Genomic DNA, 16,058 nt, shown 5'->3' on the forward strand with positions numbered 1-16,058 from the left:
TTTGACAAATGAACAACAAGTAACCGTTATTGGTGCCGGGCTTGCAGGAACAGAAGCGGCCTGGCAGATTGCAAGTCGCGGCGTACGCGTAAAATTATACGAGATGAGACCTGTTGTGAAAACGCCAGCTCATCATACGGATAAATTTGCAGAGCTGGTATGTAGCAACTCGCTGCGTGCGAATGGATTGACCAATGCAGTGGGTGTGTTAAAAGAAGAAATGAGAATGCTCAATTCTCTTGTATTGTCAGCAGCAGACAAACATGCAGTTCCTGCAGGTGGGGCACTTGCTGTGGACCGGGATGGATTTTCAGGTGAGATTACATCCACGTTGCACCAGCATCCGCTCATCGAAGTGGTGAATGAGGAACTAACTTCTCTGCCGGAAGATGGCATCGTTGTTGTTGCAACGGGGCCGCTGACTTCACCCGCATTGTCTGAGCAAATCAAGGCACTAATGGGAGAAGAGTATTTCTACTTCTATGATGCAGCTGCACCGATTATCGAAAAAGATTCAATTGATATGAACAAGGTGTATCTGGCTTCCCGTTATGATAAAGGCGAAGCGGCATATCTGAACTGTCCCATGACAGAAGAAGAGTTTGATGTCTTCTATGAAGCTCTCATTACTGCTGAGGTTGCTCAATTAAAAGAGTTTGAGAAAGAAATCTACTTTGAAGGCTGTATGCCAATCGAAGTGATGATGAAACGCGGAAAACAGACAGCTCTGTTTGGTCCAATGAAACCGGTAGGTCTGGTTAACCCTCATACAGGAGAGTTACCACATGCGGTTGTTCAGCTTAGACAGGACAATGCAGCTGGAACCCTGTATAACTTGGTTGGCTTCCAGACGCATCTGAAATGGGGAGAACAGAAACGAGTCTTTTCCCTTATTCCTGGACTTGAAAATGCAGAGTTCGTTCGTTATGGCGTAATGCACCGTAATACATTTATTAATTCTCCTAAACTGCTTCTTCCGACGTATCAGTTTAAAGAGCGTCCTAACTTGTTCTTTGCAGGTCAGATGACGGGTGTAGAAGGTTATGTGGAATCTGCTGCATCAGGGCTTATTGCCGGCATGAACGCAGCCAAAGCAGCACTTGGGCAGGAACTGGTGGTATTGCCCGTAGAAACAACACTTGGGAGTATGGCTCAGTATATTACAACGGCTGACTTCAAGCACTTCCAACCAATGAACGCAAACTTTGGTTTGTTGCCGAAGCTTGAAACGAAGATTCGTAACAAAAAGGAAAAAAATGAAGCTCTTGCACAGCGTGCACTGGATGGCATCACGAGTTTTGCTGAGGCAGAAGGTCTAACTGTTCCGGAACGCGTATAAATTATTCGTGGGAGGATGCTGATATCATGGATATGTCATTTCATGCTACAACGATCTGTGCTGTTCGTCATAATGGTAAGGCTGCAATCGCAGGAGATGGTCAGGTGACCATGGGCCAAAGTGTTGTGATGAAGAATACAGCCAAGAAGGTAAGACGTTTGTACCGCGGACAGGTTGTTGCTGGCTTTGCTGGTTCTGTGGCGGATGCGATCACCCTGTTTGAGAAATTCGAAGGTAAGCTGGAGGAGCACCATGGTAACTTGCAGCGTGCTGCTGTAGAGCTTGCCAAGGATTGGCGTCAGGATCGGATCTTGCGCAAGCTTGAGGCGTTGTTGATTGTAATGGACAAAACAGGCATGTTGCTCATCTCAGGTGGCGGCGAAATTATTGAGCCTGATGATGACGTTATCGCTATCGGATCAGGTGGAAACTTTGCCTTATCTGCTGCGCGTGCGTTGAAACGTCATGCAGTAAACCTGGAAGCAAAAGATATTGCGCGTGAATCGCTTCAGATTGCCTCGGAGCTATGTGTATATACGAACAGTAATATTATTGTAGAAGAGTTATAAGCCAAAGAAATCTCCCGTAGTGGAGCATGATTCTGTAATCTGCTCCAGGACGTCTAGGGGATTCTTTGTCCTTGTTAGGTAAAATAAATTCAACATACTGGTAGGAGGGAAGCAATATGAATACTCAAGCGTTAACACCGAGACAGATTGTTGCAGAGCTTGACAAGTATATTGTAGGTCAAAAGAAAGCTAAAAAATCGGTAGCGGTAGCCCTTCGTAATCGTTATCGGCGTAGCCTTTTGCCTGAGCATACTCAGGACGACATTGTGCCTAAAAATATCTTGATGATTGGACCTACCGGTGTGGGTAAAACGGAAATCGCCCGTCGCCTCGCTAAACTGGTAGGTGCGCCATTTGTGAAAGTGGAAGCTACCAAGTTCACTGAAGTGGGTTACGTTGGCCGTGACGTTGAATCGATGGTACGTGATCTGATTGAGACATCACTGCGGATGGTGAAGCTGGAGCGCACTGAAAAAGTGAAGGACAAAGCTGAAGAAGCGGCCAATGAGAGAATTGTACATATTTTGGCTCCTTCACAGTCTAAGTCCAAGAATCAGCGTAATCCCTTTGAGATGATCTTTGGGAATAATGGCAACAACGTTCAGGAACAGGATGAGCCAGAACCGGATACCGGGGTTGCCGAACGCCGCCGTAAGATCAAGTTTGATCTGTTATCTGGCAAGTTGGAGGATGACATCATTGAAATTGATGTCGAAGACACTGCTCCTAACATGATGGACATGTTTGCTGGTCAAGGTAATGATCAGATGGGCATGAACATGCAGGAGATGTTTGGTAGCTTGTTGCCACGTCGTACAAAAAAACGTAAACTCGCTATTAAAGAAGCGCGTAAAGTGTTGATTCAGGAAGAAGCAGGGAAATTAATCGACATGGATGATGTTACCCAGGAGTCCATTCGCCGGGCGGAGCAGACAGGTATCATTTTCATCGATGAAATCGACAAGGTTGCCAGTCAAGGACGCGGTAGTGGACCCGATGTATCCCGTGAGGGTGTGCAACGTGACATTCTGCCTATCGTAGAGGGCTCTACAGTAATGACGAAATATGGCCCTGTCAAAACGGATTATATTCTGTTTATGGCAGCTGGCGCATTTCATGTCGCTAAACCCTCTGATCTCATTCCCGAGCTTCAGGGACGCTTCCCAATTCGTGTGGAACTAAGCAGTCTAACACTGGAGGAGTTTGTATCCATTCTGACTGAACCCCAAAATGCACTGACCAAGCAGTATGTGGATCTGTTGCGCACCGAGAATATTGAGATTGAGTTCTCGGATGAGGCCATTCGCGAGATTGCCAAATTGGCTGAATCCGTCAATCAAAATACAGAAAATATAGGTGCTCGTCGATTGCATACAATTCTTGAAAAGCTTTTGGAGGATTTATCCTTTGAGGCACCTGAGCTTACATTGGAACGTATGGTGATTACTCCGGAGTATGTCCGTGAGAAATTGAATGATATTGCACTTGATCGTGATTTAAGTCAGTATATCCTGTGATATAGGGTTGCAATGTAATTGCTAAAAGGTCGAATGAATGAACGATATGCACTGGACCGTAGAGAACACTTACGAGATCGACGAAGGATAATCATTCCTTAGACGAATCGTAAAAGGTTCTCTCTCCGACCGGTGACATATCGTTTATTTTTGTTTCTATCTAAAGGATTTCGATGAGATAGCCGATAAAAGATGTGTGGTTGTTGTCTGGATCGACAAAACCTAGGACTTGTGCCGCATGCAAAGCGTGTTAAAACCTATCGGAGTGGTAGTTATTTCTGATTTTTATATCCAGTCATTCCCATTAAAAGAATGTTTCTTATTCCAAGTCTGGGCATCGGTTTAGTTGACAGATTGGTAAATGTTGCGTAAATGCGCAAAAAAAGAATTTATAGAAGAGTGCGAAGTCACCAATTGTTTTCTGGGGATTAAAATACGTAAACCCTACTTAATTGTTAAGAAAGTGTTGTGTAGAATTGGTGAGAAATCTTAATTCGTGAAAGATAACTTGTCAATTGATTAATACACAGCTTCGTATGCATACCTATCATGTAGTCGCTAAACCCTTAATCTAACGGCAAAAAATTCTAACATTATCAACGATGAATATTTCGAAAATATACATAATTACAGGCTTTATACAGTGCTGCCGAGACGAGAAAGGTTTTTTTTATTTTAAGAATGTTTAAGAACAATCAGGGAGAGTATTAACATACTTTTGTTTTGGGCCTGAACATTTACGAAAAAATTCATAATTTGCAGAAAATACACAAAAAGCCCTGTCTTTCAGAAAAGATAGGGCTTTTTTCTTATTGTAATATATCCCAAACTCGAAGAAACTTATGTTATACGACAACATCAGAGTTAATTCTACTTAAGTCCTAGAAAACCGTGTAAAGACGAATGTTTTTGTCGAAAAAACATTAGGATTTTCAAGGAAGAAGATTCAATCTTTTTCCATAACTTCTAAAGAGAGGAGGGGGATTGTGAATCTTTTAAACGATATCAGTTTTAAAAGATTGCAAGGTGCACTCGATGCGTCCAATATCAGACAGCGAACAATTGCTGACAACATCGCGAACGCCGATACCCCGTATTTCAAGCGCTCGAACGTTTCTTTTGAAGAAATGTTACAAGGGCAAATGAATGGAGATATGCCTGTTCTTAAGGGTAAAGTAACTGATGCAAGGCATTTTGTCATAGGTCCTTCCTCTTCCGTACCAACGCCAGTAGTTAATATGGACCAGTCAACCTCCATGAATAACAACGAAAACAATGTCGACATAGACAGAGAAATGAGTCTTCTGGCGGAGAATCAGTTGCGTTATAACGCTTATATTCAGCAAGTGAACGAACAAATTAAAATCATGCGTGTTGGCGTGGAAGGGAGATAACCTAAATTGAACATTAGTAATAGTTTTAGTATCAGTAGCTCAGCTCTGACAGCCCAACGGTTGCGGATGGACGTTATATCTTCCAACATTGCCAACGCAGAGACGACGCGCGCGAGCGTATCCAATGGTGAAGCGGTCCCTTACAAACGTAAAATGGTTGTGCTTGAGCCGAATAAAACGTCATTTGGTACGATGCTGCAAAATCAGATGAGAGGTAGCGGTTCAGGAGATGGCGTGAGAGTAACGGAGATTCGCGAGGATCAGTCACCTTTGAAGCCTGTGTATGACCCTTCTCATCCGGATGCCAATGCAGAAGGATATGTATTTATGCCTAATGTGGATATTGCGAAAGAAATGGTCGACATGATCTCTGCTTCCCGTTCCTATGAAGCAAACGTAACAGCACTGAATTCAACCAAAGCAATGATCTCCAAAGCTTTGGAGATTGGAAGATAAGTTGCTTTGAAATGAAAATAAGAAAAATACAAACCAGGATGAAGGGGAGGGACATTAATGATTCAGAACAACATGTTTAGCACACAGGGGATACAACCGCTACAGATGAAGAGTGCAACCGAAAGTAAGCCTTCTACACCAGCCGAAACCATTCAGAGCTTCGGTACATACTTACAGAATGCATTAGGGTCCGTTGCAGCACAGGAGGCTCAATCTCATGAAATGTCGAATCAATTTTTGGTCGGCAAAGCGAATGTGGATCAAGTGATGATTGCTTCAGAACAGGCCTTGTTAAGCCTACAACTCACAACTCAAGTCCGAAACAAAGTGGTTGAAGCATACCAGGAAGTTATGCGAACGCAGTTATAAAACAACCTACTTGCGCTTCGATAGTAGCGCTGATCATTACAACAAAGCAGCTGCGATGCTGCTCCTGATCGTCAACCTATGAAACGGATGGGGTTGAGTAAGGACAGACTAAGCAAAGTTTCGGATGGGGTGACAGAGTGAATGAGAGAATCGCCCAGTACAGGGATAAGGCATCCCAGTATTGGAATAGTTTTAGCAAAAAGCAAAAAGTATTATTTATATCCACCTTCCTGTTTCTGATTTTGGCTGCAGTTGTGCTCACGATGCAGTTGTCCAAGACGGAATATGAAGTTGCTTTTACAGATTTGAATGCAAGTGATTCAGCGGGCGTGATCAGTTATCTAGATTCATCTAGCATTCCATACAAATTAAGTTCAGATGGCAAGACCATATCCGTACCGAGTACAAGTGTTGCAATCGCAAAGGTCAACGTTGGATCTCAAGGGATTATTCAAAATGGTTCATTAGGGTATAAGTCATTTGAGGAGTCATCATCACCTATCGGGATGACGGATAAAGAGTTTGATGTAAAGTACAACAACGCTATAAACGGAGAAGTTGAACAGTTACTTCAGCGGATGCAAGGGATACAGGATGCTAAAGTACTCGTTAATATGCCGAAAGATAACATTTTTGCTGGTTTAGAAGAACAAGACAAAGCATCAGCATCGGTAGCTCTCCAATTCAAACCGGGTTATCACCCAAATCAGGCAGCGGTAGATGGCTACTTTAACTTGGTTAAGACTGCAATTCCTAATCTGCCTGTTGAGAACATCACGATTACGAACACAGATGAAGCAGAATTGATTCCAACTGCCCGAGGTGGCAGTGGCGGGTTGTCTTCCGAAGTTCAAGAAAACATGGCTTTACAGAAAAAGTTTGAAAACGATGTCCGTAATAACGTAAAGCAATTCCTTTCCCAGATTGTAGGGGAAGACAAAGTTAATGTTTTGGTAGCCTCCAAGCTTAATTTTGACAAAGAAACACGTAAGGAAAATCTGGTCACACCTGTTGATGTAGATAATATGAAAGGCATCGAGATCAGTGTGCAGGAGATTCAAAAGAGCTACACTGGCGCAAGCAACCCAACAGGTGGTGTTGCTGGCACAGGACAAGAGGAAGTTCCGGGTTACCCATCATCTGATGCAACCGGTAATTCTACCTCTGAAGAATCATCAAGCACTATAAACTACGATGTTAATCGAATCGCCAAGGATATCATTTCCAGTCCATATACTGTAAAAGACTTAACCATTAACGTTGCAGTTGAACCACCAAATGGAGAAACAGAATTACAGGGACCGGTTCAGGACGCAATTGAAAACATTTTGGTTAACATTGTTCGTGCTTCACTGGCAGACTCAGGCACTGTAATAAGTGACGCCGATCTGACAAAGAAAGTTTCAGTCATGTCACAAGGATTCCAGTCTGCCTCTGCAGACAATACAGGTTTCCAGCTTTCCTCAACGATGATGTGGGGTGGAGGCGCACTCATAGCGGCATTGATCGCAGCGGTAGTTATTTTGTTAGTACGCCGTCGCCGCAAACAAAACGAAGTCGAAGAAGAAGAGATTCCTCTTCCAATAGCAACAGAGTTCCCGTCCATTACGCTGGACAGTGTAACGAACGAAAGTCAGGTGCGCAAACAATTGGAGAGTTTGGCCAAGAAAAAGCCAGACGAATTCGTCAATCTGCTGCGTACATGGCTGGCTGACGAATAGAGGTGAACGCATTGGCGAAGGCAAGCAGTCAAGGTTTGACTGGAAGACAAAAAGCAGCAATTTTGTTGATTACATTAGGTCCGGAAGTATCGGCTCAGATCTTCAAACATCTGCGTGATGAGGAGATTGAGCAACTTACGTTGGAGATTGCCAACGTTCGCAAGGTTGATTCTTCCGAAAAGGACATGATCATGGCCGAGTTTCACCAGATCTGTCTGGCGCAGGAATATATCTCTCAGGGCGGTATCAACTATGCGAGAGAAATCCTGGAGAAAGCTCTGGGTTCATCAAAAGCACTTGAAGTCATTAATCGTTTGACAGCTACGCTGCAAGTTAGACCATTTGACTTTGCGCGCAAAGCAGATCCGAATCAAATTTTGAACTTTATTCAGAATGAAAGCCCGCAAACGATTGCCCTGGTTCTGTCTTACCTGCAATTCGAACAGGCAGCAGCGATTCTATCATCCTTGCCACAAGAGAAACAGGCAGATGTCGCTCGCCGGGTGGCTGTTATGGATAGTACTTCGCCAGAAGTTATCTCTCAAGTGGAGCGGGTTCTGGAACAGAAGTTATCTTCTACCGTAACACAGGATTACACCAATGCGGGTGGTATCGAATCGATCGTTCAGATTCTGAACGGAGTCGATCGGGGTACAGAGCGTACCATTTTGGACTCGCTTGAAATTCAGGATCCAGAGCTTGCAGAGGAAATCAAAAAACGTATGTTTGTATTCGAAGATATCGTCAATGTGGATGATCGTTCGATCCAGCGTATTATCCGGGATATCGACAACGCAGATCTGCAACTCGCACTCAAGGTGGCAAGCGAAGAGGTTCGGGATGCTGTGTTCCGGAACATGTCGAAGCGGATGTCCGAAACATTCAAAGAAGAGATGGAGTTCATGGGGCCTGTGCGATTGCGTGATGTTGAGGAAGCTCAGACACGCATTGTAGGAACGATACGGAGATTGGAAGAAGCCGGTGAGATCATTATCGCACGCGGTGGAGGAGATGATATCATTGTCTAATTTGATTAAATCTTTCCAGTATGTACCGGTTGATGACCGCAAAAAACTTGAAAATCACCATCATTATGGTGGTGCTGAGGAGTCTGAAACGGAATTATACGGTGATAGTGCTGAAGGTTCTGAGGCAGAAACGCTTCAAGCACGCGTGGACGAAGAAACACAACGTCTTACCGCAGAAATGCTGGAAGATGCCAAGGAGTTTGCAGAAAAGCAAGTACGTGAAGCTTCAGAAGAGGCAGAACGCATGCTTCAAGAGGCCCGTGAACAGATCGACAGCTGGTGGCAGGAACAACGACAACAGGATGAACATCTGACCGAAGCGCTACGTTCACAAGGTTTTCAACAGGGTTTTGATGAAGGCAAAGTACAAGCTGAACTGGATCTCCAGGTGCAGATCGAAAAGATGATGATTGAAGCCCAGGAAGTGCTCAAGGAAGCTTATGTAGCTAAAGATCAGATCATTCAGGAAGCCGAACCGTTCCTCGTGGAGCTCGCTTGCGGGATCGCTGAGAAAGTCATTGATAAGCAACTTACCATTGAACCCGATCATACATTGGAACTGATTCGTCAGAGTTTGTCACGTAAACGGGAGCAGGGTTTGATCACACTCTGTGTGGCACCTGATCAGTTTACATTTGTACAGGCAGCTCGTGAAGAATTGTCTCTGTCTATTGACTCTCAGGCAGAATTGCAGATTTTGCCTGATTCAACGGTCAAAGATAAGGGATGTGTCATTCGTTCTTCGTTTGGAAGTGTAGATGCGAGAATTGATACACAGCTTGCTGAGATTAAAAAAGAACTGGTCCGCATAGCACTTGAGGATGAGGAGCGAAGAAATCAACATGAAGGTTCTTAGTTCACAGCGATATATGGAACATTTGCGCCAATTCGATCCTGTTCGTATTAACGGTAAAGTTACTCAGGTCATTGGTCTTATGGTGGAGTCAGAAGGGCCAGATGCAAGTATCGGTGACGTATGTTATATCTATCCTGGTAAATCGGCCAAGCCTCTTCAAGCCGAAGTTGTTGGGTTTCGAGATAACAAAGTGCTGCTTATGCCACTGGGTGAACTTCAATCCATCGGCCCTGGTTGTGATGTAGTAGGTACGGGTAAGCCACTTGGTGTTCAGGTAGGCTCCGAATTGCTCGGTAAAGTATTGGACGGACTTGGACAGCCGCTGGACGGTTCCCTCCTTCCATCCAGAATGCCGATGTATTCTACCTCCAATACTCCGGTCAATCCAATGGATCGTCCACGTGTACTTGAAACGATGGGTGTTGGTGTAAGGGCTATCGATGGATTGCTGACCGTAGGTAAGGGACAGCGTGTGGGTATTTTTGCCGGTTCTGGTGTTGGTAAGAGTACTTTGATGGGCATGATCGCTCGTAATACCGCGGCGGATGTCAATGTCATCGCGCTTGTAGGTGAGCGTGGACGTGAGGTTCGCGACTTTATTGAACGGGATCTGGGTCCGGAAGGATTGGAACGTTCCGTAGTCATTGTTGCAACATCAGATCAGCCTGCTCTGATTCGGATTAAGGGAGCAGTTATTGCAACTACCATTGCAGAGTATTTCCGAGATCGTGGAATGAACGTGATGCTTATGATGGATTCGGTTACTCGATATGCGATGGCTCAAAGGGAAGTCGGTTTGGCTGTAGGTGAACCTCCGGCAATGAGAGGATATACGCCATCGGTATTTGCGAGTTTACCCAAACTGCTTGAACGGGCAGGCACAGGGCCTACGGGTTCGATTACAGCCTTTTATACCGTTCTGGTTGATGGGGATGACATGAACGAACCGATCGCCGATGCGGTGAGGGGTATATTGGATGGCCACATTGTGTTAAACCGATCCATTGCGAATAAAGGTCATTTTCCAGCGATCGATGTACTAGCCAGTATAAGTCGTGTCATGAAGGATATTGCTCCGGAAGAGCAGCTGGAAGCCGTTAATAATATGAAACGTTTGATGGCTGTGTACAAAGAGTCGGAGGATTTGATCAATATTGGAGCTTACCAGCGGGGATCAAATGCAGCGATTGATGAATCCATAGACCAGATTGATAGTATATGGAACTTTACCAAGCAGAAAGTTGACGAGAAAGTCACCTTAAATGAAGTGCAGGAACGTTTGATTCTTGAATTTGCAAGGAGATGAATGGTTAAGCGATGAAATTTCGATATCATTTCCAGAAAGTTGTTGACCTGAAGAGTAATGAAAAAACACAGGCAGAGTGGATGTTATCCACAGCGATCGGTAAACTTCAGACGGAGGAAGAGCATCTGATACAACTTCTGAACGATAGAAATAATCTGGTCGGGATTATCCAATCTGCTACGGAAAATACAGCGTCTGTAAACAGTCTGCAGGAGATGCAGCGATATGTACATCATCTTGACGAGTGCATTTCACGTAAAAACAATGATGTTAAACATGCTCAGGTCAATGTGCAGCGGAATCAGACGTTTCTGAACGGTAAGATGGTTGATGAAAAAGTATGGCTTGGAGCGAGAGACAAGGCCAAGATCAAATTTCAGCAGGATATGCTCCTCCGGGAACAGAACGATCTGGACGAGATGGCTACTGTACGCTTCGCTGCCAAAGCCGGACGCGCGAATTGATGTGAGCCGGACGCGAAGTTGTCTCGTGAAGGAGGAATGAACGATGGCTGTTAAAGACGATAGCGACATGGAAAAAGAATCGGGAGGCGGCTGGGAAAAATTTCTCATGATTTCCATCCCGATTGTATTCACCGTAGTATTGCTGGGCGTATTGCTTACGCTTTTTAATGTAGATATTCGTAATAATTTGTTCGAATTCGCCAACAAGATCCCGGTAGTTAAGGAATGGGTACCTGATCCTGTGCTGGACCCTGAGAAAGATAAGCTGGAGAAAAGTGAGCAGCAGGTTGAAAGTGCTGAAGCCACAATCGAAAAGCTGAAATCCCAAGTAACTGCCAAAGAAACAGAACTTAAGGCAGCACAGGAAGCGACAACAACTGAAGCGAAGAAGGCCACGGACCTTCAGAAGAAGTTGGATGATGCGGAAAAAGCGGCTGAAACAGCTACGGCAGCAACGCCAGAAACGGAATCCGATTATCAAAAGCAAATCAAAGATTTAGCAAAAATGTATGCGGACATGAGCCCAAGCAAAGCTGCACCGATTTTGCAAAATATGACGAATGAGGAAATGGTATTGTTGTTGAATGCCATGCAGTCATCTGCTCGGACCAAGGTGCTTGAAAAGATGGACCCGAAAACAGCAGCCGATGTCACCATGATGATGAAGGATGCCAAACCGTCTGGGGATCTGGCGCTGGATGCGCTGCAATCCAGATTGAAGAAAGAAACCGCAGCAACTTCAACCGCATCCACAACCACAAGCAAAAACCTGGATAAAAACCAGCTTAGTCAAACATTTGCTTCGATGTCTGCTTCAAGTGGTGCCAAGCTATTATTGGAAACATACAAGCTAAGTCCTGACAAAACATTGACCATCCTGAATTCAGTAGATGATGCAACACGCTCTCAATTGCTTGAGAACATGTCTTCAGAGGACTCGGTTGAAACTGCAAAAATTTTGAACAAATTAATGGGCAACAAGTAGAACTGATTACACTGTAGAACCGAGAGGAGGTGAAAATAAATGTCGATTGTATATCAAATGGCATCCACAGCATCTGCAAAAGCAACAGGGGCAGTTCAGACAACCGGAGCACAATCGAAAGGTTCAGCTGCAGGTGCTAGCGGTGAATTTCTCCAAACTCTTGCACAATCGTTATCTGGAGGAAACACAGAAGGTGATAGTTCAAGCGCTACTGGAAGCTTAACTGCCAATCCGTTGGTCTTTTCCTTTGCTACAAGTGAAGAAGGAGAAGCGGCATCAATCACAGCTATACTGAATTCGTTGTTCACGGACTTGGATTCACTTGACGAAGCTTTGGAAAATGACCCAGCTCTACTTGCAGGTTTGCAAACTCTGATTCAACAGATGTATACACAATTAAGTAAACCTTCAGGTACTGATGCAGAAGGTTCCGACGAGTCTTCGAACGGAGCGGAAAGCGCAAAAACAGTACCCGCAATTGAACTGTCGCAGCATCCGGCAGCAGTACGTTTTGTTCTGCAAGATATGCTTACACAATTAGTAGCTGGAATGAATGATCCTGAGAGTAATGTTGCGAAGAACGCTCCTGAATTCAAACATCTGTTACAATCTCTGCAGAGTCAGCTTCAAGAGGCTGGAGTGGATACCACTAGTAACAAAGGATGGACTGAACTGAAATCCATACTGGATACATTGACTGCAGTTAAGGATCAGACTGCACAAGTCGCTACAAGTACTTCGCTTCAAACATCTAAACAGGATTCTGTTGTGCCACAAGTTATTGTTGCGGCAGTGGCGAATTCTGGAACCCAGGTGAAAGCTGAGGCTGAGACAACATCTGCTTCAAATGCAGGTGGAGAAGCGGAACACTCAACCATCATTACTGCAGGAGAGCTGTCTTTGCGTTCATCAGGTACAACAGCAGGAAAGCCGGCTGAACCTGTAATGCAAACATCACAGTTTGCCAAGGAAATGACACAGTTTGTTGTTAACAAGCTGGATATTGTCCAGCAAAAAGGATTTTCCGAGGCGACCATCTCACTTCGGCCTGAGCATTTAGGTAAGTTGGACGTTCAAATTACCATGCAGAACGGGCAGTTGGTTGCACGGTTTATGACTGAACATACGATGGCTAAAGACATGCTTGAACAACAAATGACGCAGCTACGTTCTTCACTTCAAGCCCAGGGAATTCAAGTGGAACGACTTGAGGTTACTCAGAACAGTTCAATCGGATCACAGATGTATCAGGACGGAGGCCGTCAGCCGGGAAGTAATTCTCAGCAACAACGCCGTTCGCGTGAGCGTGAGGAACAATCGGATGATGCTATAGCTACAGCAGGAATTCAAGAAGAATTGCGTAACTGGCGTAGCGAGCAAGTCGAAGGAAATGAATTACAGAGAGATACATTTAGTGCTAAGGCTTAAACAGAAATGAGGTGAGCAAATGGCTAATGAAATTGTTTCAACGAATAATACCTGGCCGAACTATTCGGCAGCCAATAAAGCAACTACAAGTGCTGCAACAAAAGAATTGGGTAAAGATCAGTTTCTAAAAATCCTGATTACCCAGCTGCAAAATCAAGACCCGATGCAGCCGATGGAGGATAAGGAATTTATCGCTCAAATGGCACAGTTCAGCTCAGTGGAACAACTGGTCAATATTTCTACCCAGCTCAAAACATTGAACCAGTCACTTGGTGCTGTATCCGGCATGATTGGCATGGAGGTAAGTTGGCTTTCTTCTAATAAAGATGATAACGGAACTCTTCGCCAGGGTATTGTAGATTCCATCATTGTAAGAGATAGCGTTCAATACGCAAAAGTGGGCAAAGACGAGATTAAGCTGGATGAGATCATTCAGGTGAATTATCCAAAACAGGCAGAAGAGAGTCAAACTCCGGTACAGAACGTTCAGGACGTAACCCCTGAAACGAACGAGAGCCAGCCAGTTGAATCATCCACTGAAACGGGTGACACGGAAGATAGCGGGAAAACGATATGAGTGATCGCATAACGGTTGGACAATTATACGCAGGCCCGATTACACCGAATATGCTTCAAAGACCCAAAACGGGAGAAGCTTCGGTCATACCCGAAAAACCTTTTGCAAAGGTGCTGGAAGATAATCTTCTGAAATTGAGCAATCATGCTGCCAAACGATTGGAACAGCGTGGTATTGAACTCAAGACCGAGCAAATGGAACAGATTGGTTCTGCTTTGGACAAAGCTGCTGCTAAAGGAGCCAAAGAGTCATTGATTTTAATGCAGGATATGGCTTTTATCGTCAATGTCAAAAATCGTACTGTGGTTACAGCTATGGATAGTGAGAGCATGAAGGATAATGTGTTCACTCAGATTGATAGTGCCGTAATCATTTCTTAACCGGCTGGCCCTTCTCGGGAGCCGGAATGCCGCTGACCGACTGATGCGGTAACCAAATGAAGACTGGGAGGATTTTTTAAAATGATAAAATCAATGTACTCAGGCGTTTCCGGGATGCGGGGTTTCCAAACAAAACTCGACGTAATAGGTAACAATATTGCGAACGTAAACACGGTTGGCTTCAAAGGCAGTCGGGTTATGTTCAAAGATATTATGAGCCAAACAACGGCAGGGGTAACTGCCCCTGGCGATGCAAGTGGTGGTGTCAATGCGAAACAAATCGGTCTTGGTGTAACGGTAGGTTCAATTGATACGCTGCATCTGGCAGGTAGCCCAATGACAACGAATAATCCAACAGATCTTCGGATTAATGGAGATGGATTCTTCTTGGTACGTTTGAGTGAAGATCAGGAAATACCTTACCTGACTCGTGCAGGGGATTTCCATGTGGATGCTGCACGTAACCTTTTGACTTCGGATGGATTGTTTGTTCTGGATAATGGTGGTGGAAATATTACGATACCGGATGATGTGGTTTCCTTCACGATAGGTCAGGATGGAACAATTAACCAAACCATGGCAGACGGAACCATCGAAGCAGGTCCACAGCTTGGAATAGGTAAAGTTGTCAATCCAGAAGGCCTTGAGAAAATTGGGGGCAACTTGTACCGTATGACAGCAAACGCGAATCCGGATGGGGCGCTGGAACCATTAACAGCGAACAGTGCTGAGGACGGAACAGGAGCAATCATTGCTGGACAGCTCGAGATGTCTAACGTGGATCTGACAGGAGAGTTTACTGAGATGATTGTAGCTCAACGTGGATTCCAGGCAAACTCCCGGATCATTACAACGTCGGATGAAATACTTCAGGAAGTTGTTAACCTGAAACGTTAATAGCTGATTAATGAATTTTTAAAACGTGGGGGAGCTTGCTCCTCCCACTCTGATCAAGGGGGCTTAGCATGATTTCGGTTACGCGGTTAAATGGTTCTCCCATGTGGTTAAATGCGCTGATGGTTGAAATTGTGGAAGAGACGCCGGATACGTATATTACTCTGGTAACTGGAAAGAGACTGATTGTGCTTGAAAAAGCCGATGACGTTATTTCCAAGATTAAAGATTACAACCGTGAAATCGGGGTTCAGGCAGCCACTATTAAAGTGCAGCAAACGGAGGAATCCTGATGAAAAAAATGATGCCCTGGCTTGCAACAATGTTGCTGGCGATAACACTCATTGTGGTGGTTGTGTTTGTATTTATGCAAGGACAGAACGGAAATAAGGACGACACACATACGGCGGCGGCTTCAGAAGCCAAGAAGATGACTGCGGATGAGATTGTAGAGGTTTCCTCTGAGCTTGGAGAAATTAAAACCAATTTGGCTGATACGGATCATGTTGTAGTTGTCAGCTTCTCATTCAAGTTGTCAGACAAAACAGCCAAAGAAGATTTCGAGAAAATCAAAGAAATTACAGTGAAGCCTATTATCATTCAGACGTTTGCGGATACAAAGTCTGAGGAGCTGGCTACAGCGAAGGGCCGCATACAATTTAATGAGAGATTGACGGGACTAATTAATGAAGCTTTACCTGAAGGTAAGTTGAGCAGCACCAGTTTTTCAGCTTTTGTAATGGCGCCAATGTAATGAACAGAACACGCTGTAGAC

The 16,058-nt window shown here is 44.6% G+C and carries 18 protein-coding genes; all 18 read left to right on the plus strand.

The window, feature by feature from the left end; translation table 11 throughout:
• Position 1 precedes the first annotated feature (1 nt).
• The 18 genes from trmFO (at position 2) to NST33_RS10995 (ending at position 16,037) form a co-directional block, all read left to right on the plus strand.
• Positions 2-1,339: an FADH(2)-oxidizing methylenetetrahydrofolate--tRNA-(uracil(54)-C(5))-methyltransferase TrmFO gene (gene trmFO / locus NST33_RS10910; protein WP_076208908.1), complete on the plus strand. Its 1,338-nt coding sequence runs from the start codon at positions 2-4 to the stop codon at positions 1,337-1,339.
• A 26-nt stretch (positions 1,340-1,365) separates the two neighbouring features.
• Complete coding sequence (hslV, locus tag NST33_RS10915; RefSeq protein WP_062833786.1) at positions 1,366-1,908, plus strand: ATP-dependent protease subunit HslV; 543 nt, start codon at positions 1,366-1,368, stop codon at positions 1,906-1,908.
• Between the two features lie 116 nt (positions 1,909-2,024).
• Positions 2,025-3,425 (plus strand): ATP-dependent protease ATPase subunit HslU, encoded by a 1,401-nt coding sequence (gene hslU / locus NST33_RS10920; RefSeq protein WP_076208906.1) that lies wholly within the window; start codon positions 2,025-2,027, stop codon positions 3,423-3,425.
• A 986-nt stretch (positions 3,426-4,411) separates the two neighbouring features.
• Positions 4,412-4,819, plus strand: a complete 408-nt coding sequence (flgB, locus tag NST33_RS10925) for a flagellar basal body rod protein FlgB (RefSeq protein ID WP_076208905.1) — start codon at positions 4,412-4,414, stop codon at positions 4,817-4,819.
• A 6-nt stretch (positions 4,820-4,825) separates the two neighbouring features.
• On the plus strand, positions 4,826-5,275 hold the full coding sequence (gene flgC, locus NST33_RS10930) for a flagellar basal body rod protein FlgC (RefSeq protein WP_017689191.1): 450 nt from the start codon (positions 4,826-4,828) through the stop codon (positions 5,273-5,275).
• 57 nt (positions 5,276-5,332) lie between these two features.
• Positions 5,333-5,644 carry a flagellar hook-basal body complex protein FliE gene (gene fliE / locus NST33_RS10935; protein WP_017689190.1) on the plus strand — a complete coding sequence of 104 codons (312 nt, stop codon included), beginning with the start codon at positions 5,333-5,335 and terminating at the stop codon, positions 5,642-5,644.
• Positions 5,645-5,781: 137 nt separating this feature from the next.
• On the plus strand, positions 5,782-7,365 hold the full coding sequence (gene fliF, locus NST33_RS10940) for a flagellar basal-body MS-ring/collar protein FliF (RefSeq protein ID WP_076208903.1): 1,584 nt from the start codon (positions 5,782-5,784) through the stop codon (positions 7,363-7,365).
• A gap of 11 nt (positions 7,366-7,376) precedes the next feature.
• Positions 7,377-8,393: a flagellar motor switch protein FliG gene (fliG, locus tag NST33_RS10945; RefSeq protein ID WP_047842476.1), complete on the plus strand. Its 1,017-nt coding sequence runs from the start codon at positions 7,377-7,379 to the stop codon at positions 8,391-8,393.
• Entirely contained in the window at positions 8,386-9,249 is an 864-nt protein-coding gene (locus NST33_RS10950) for a FliH/SctL family protein (RefSeq protein WP_221824183.1), read from the plus strand. Before fliG ends, NST33_RS10950 begins: the two co-directional genes overlap by 8 nt.
• Positions 9,236-10,555, plus strand: coding sequence for a flagellar protein export ATPase FliI (fliI, locus tag NST33_RS10955; RefSeq protein ID WP_221824182.1), 1,320 nt, complete (start codon positions 9,236-9,238; stop codon positions 10,553-10,555). The genes NST33_RS10950 and fliI overlap by 14 nt, the downstream gene beginning before the upstream one ends.
• Positions 10,556-10,566: 11 nt before the next feature.
• The gene (gene fliJ, locus NST33_RS10960) at positions 10,567-11,019 is read left to right on the plus strand and encodes a flagellar export protein FliJ (protein ID WP_076208901.1); all 453 of its coding nucleotides are present in this window, start codon (positions 10,567-10,569) and stop codon (positions 11,017-11,019) included.
• Between the two features lie 43 nt (positions 11,020-11,062).
• Complete coding sequence (locus tag NST33_RS10965) at positions 11,063-12,004, plus strand: DUF4088 family protein (RefSeq protein ID WP_221824181.1); 942 nt, start codon at positions 11,063-11,065, stop codon at positions 12,002-12,004.
• 39 nt (positions 12,005-12,043) lie between these two features.
• Positions 12,044-13,432: a flagellar hook-length control protein FliK gene (locus tag NST33_RS10970; protein WP_221824180.1), complete on the plus strand. Its 1,389-nt coding sequence runs from the start codon at positions 12,044-12,046 to the stop codon at positions 13,430-13,432.
• Positions 13,433-13,451: 19 nt separating this feature from the next.
• Positions 13,452-14,009: a flagellar hook capping FlgD N-terminal domain-containing protein gene (locus tag NST33_RS10975; protein WP_221824179.1), complete on the plus strand. Its 558-nt coding sequence runs from the start codon at positions 13,452-13,454 to the stop codon at positions 14,007-14,009.
• Positions 14,006-14,389, plus strand: coding sequence for a TIGR02530 family flagellar biosynthesis protein (locus tag NST33_RS10980; protein ID WP_221824178.1), 384 nt, complete (start codon positions 14,006-14,008; stop codon positions 14,387-14,389). The genes NST33_RS10975 and NST33_RS10980 overlap by 4 nt, the downstream gene beginning before the upstream one ends.
• Before the next feature lie 81 nt (positions 14,390-14,470).
• The gene (gene flgG / locus NST33_RS10985; RefSeq protein ID WP_047842482.1) at positions 14,471-15,286 is read left to right on the plus strand and encodes a flagellar basal body rod protein FlgG; all 816 of its coding nucleotides are present in this window, start codon (positions 14,471-14,473) and stop codon (positions 15,284-15,286) included.
• A gap of 68 nt (positions 15,287-15,354) precedes the next feature.
• A complete protein-coding gene (locus tag NST33_RS10990; RefSeq protein ID WP_076208897.1) occupies positions 15,355-15,576 on the plus strand; it encodes a flagellar FlbD family protein in 222 nt (73 codons plus the stop codon).
• Positions 15,576-16,037, plus strand: coding sequence for a flagellar basal body-associated FliL family protein (locus NST33_RS10995; protein ID WP_221824177.1), 462 nt, complete (start codon positions 15,576-15,578; stop codon positions 16,035-16,037). Before NST33_RS10990 ends, NST33_RS10995 begins: the two co-directional genes overlap by 1 nt.
• The last annotated feature ends 21 nt before the right edge of the window (positions 16,038-16,058 follow it).

It is taken from the genome of Paenibacillus sp. FSL L8-0435 (genome assembly GCF_037965655.1).
Lineage (GTDB): Bacteria > Bacillota > Bacilli > Paenibacillales > Paenibacillaceae > Paenibacillus.

Coding starts and splice junctions, on each gene's coding strand:
- hslV (WP_062833786.1), top strand. CDS start 1,366: ATGGATATGTCATTTCATGCTACAACGATCTGTGCTGTTCGTCATAAT.
- hslU (WP_076208906.1), top strand. CDS start 2,025: ATGAATACTCAAGCGTTAACACCGAGACAGATTGTTGCAGAGCTTGAC.
- fliE (WP_017689190.1), top strand. CDS start 5,333: ATGATTCAGAACAACATGTTTAGCACACAGGGGATACAACCGCTACAG.
- fliI (WP_221824182.1), top strand. CDS start 9,236: ATGAAGGTTCTTAGTTCACAGCGATATATGGAACATTTGCGCCAATTC.
- fliJ (WP_076208901.1), top strand. CDS start 10,567: ATGAAATTTCGATATCATTTCCAGAAAGTTGTTGACCTGAAGAGTAAT.
- NST33_RS10965 (WP_221824181.1), top strand. CDS start 11,063: ATGGCTGTTAAAGACGATAGCGACATGGAAAAAGAATCGGGAGGCGGC.
- NST33_RS10970 (WP_221824180.1), top strand. CDS start 12,044: ATGTCGATTGTATATCAAATGGCATCCACAGCATCTGCAAAAGCAACA.
- NST33_RS10975 (WP_221824179.1), top strand. CDS start 13,452: ATGGCTAATGAAATTGTTTCAACGAATAATACCTGGCCGAACTATTCG.
- NST33_RS10980 (WP_221824178.1), top strand. CDS start 14,006: ATGAGTGATCGCATAACGGTTGGACAATTATACGCAGGCCCGATTACA.
- flgG (WP_047842482.1), top strand. CDS start 14,471: ATGATAAAATCAATGTACTCAGGCGTTTCCGGGATGCGGGGTTTCCAA.
- NST33_RS10990 (WP_076208897.1), top strand. CDS start 15,355: ATGATTTCGGTTACGCGGTTAAATGGTTCTCCCATGTGGTTAAATGCG.
- NST33_RS10995 (WP_221824177.1), top strand. CDS start 15,576: ATGAAAAAAATGATGCCCTGGCTTGCAACAATGTTGCTGGCGATAACA.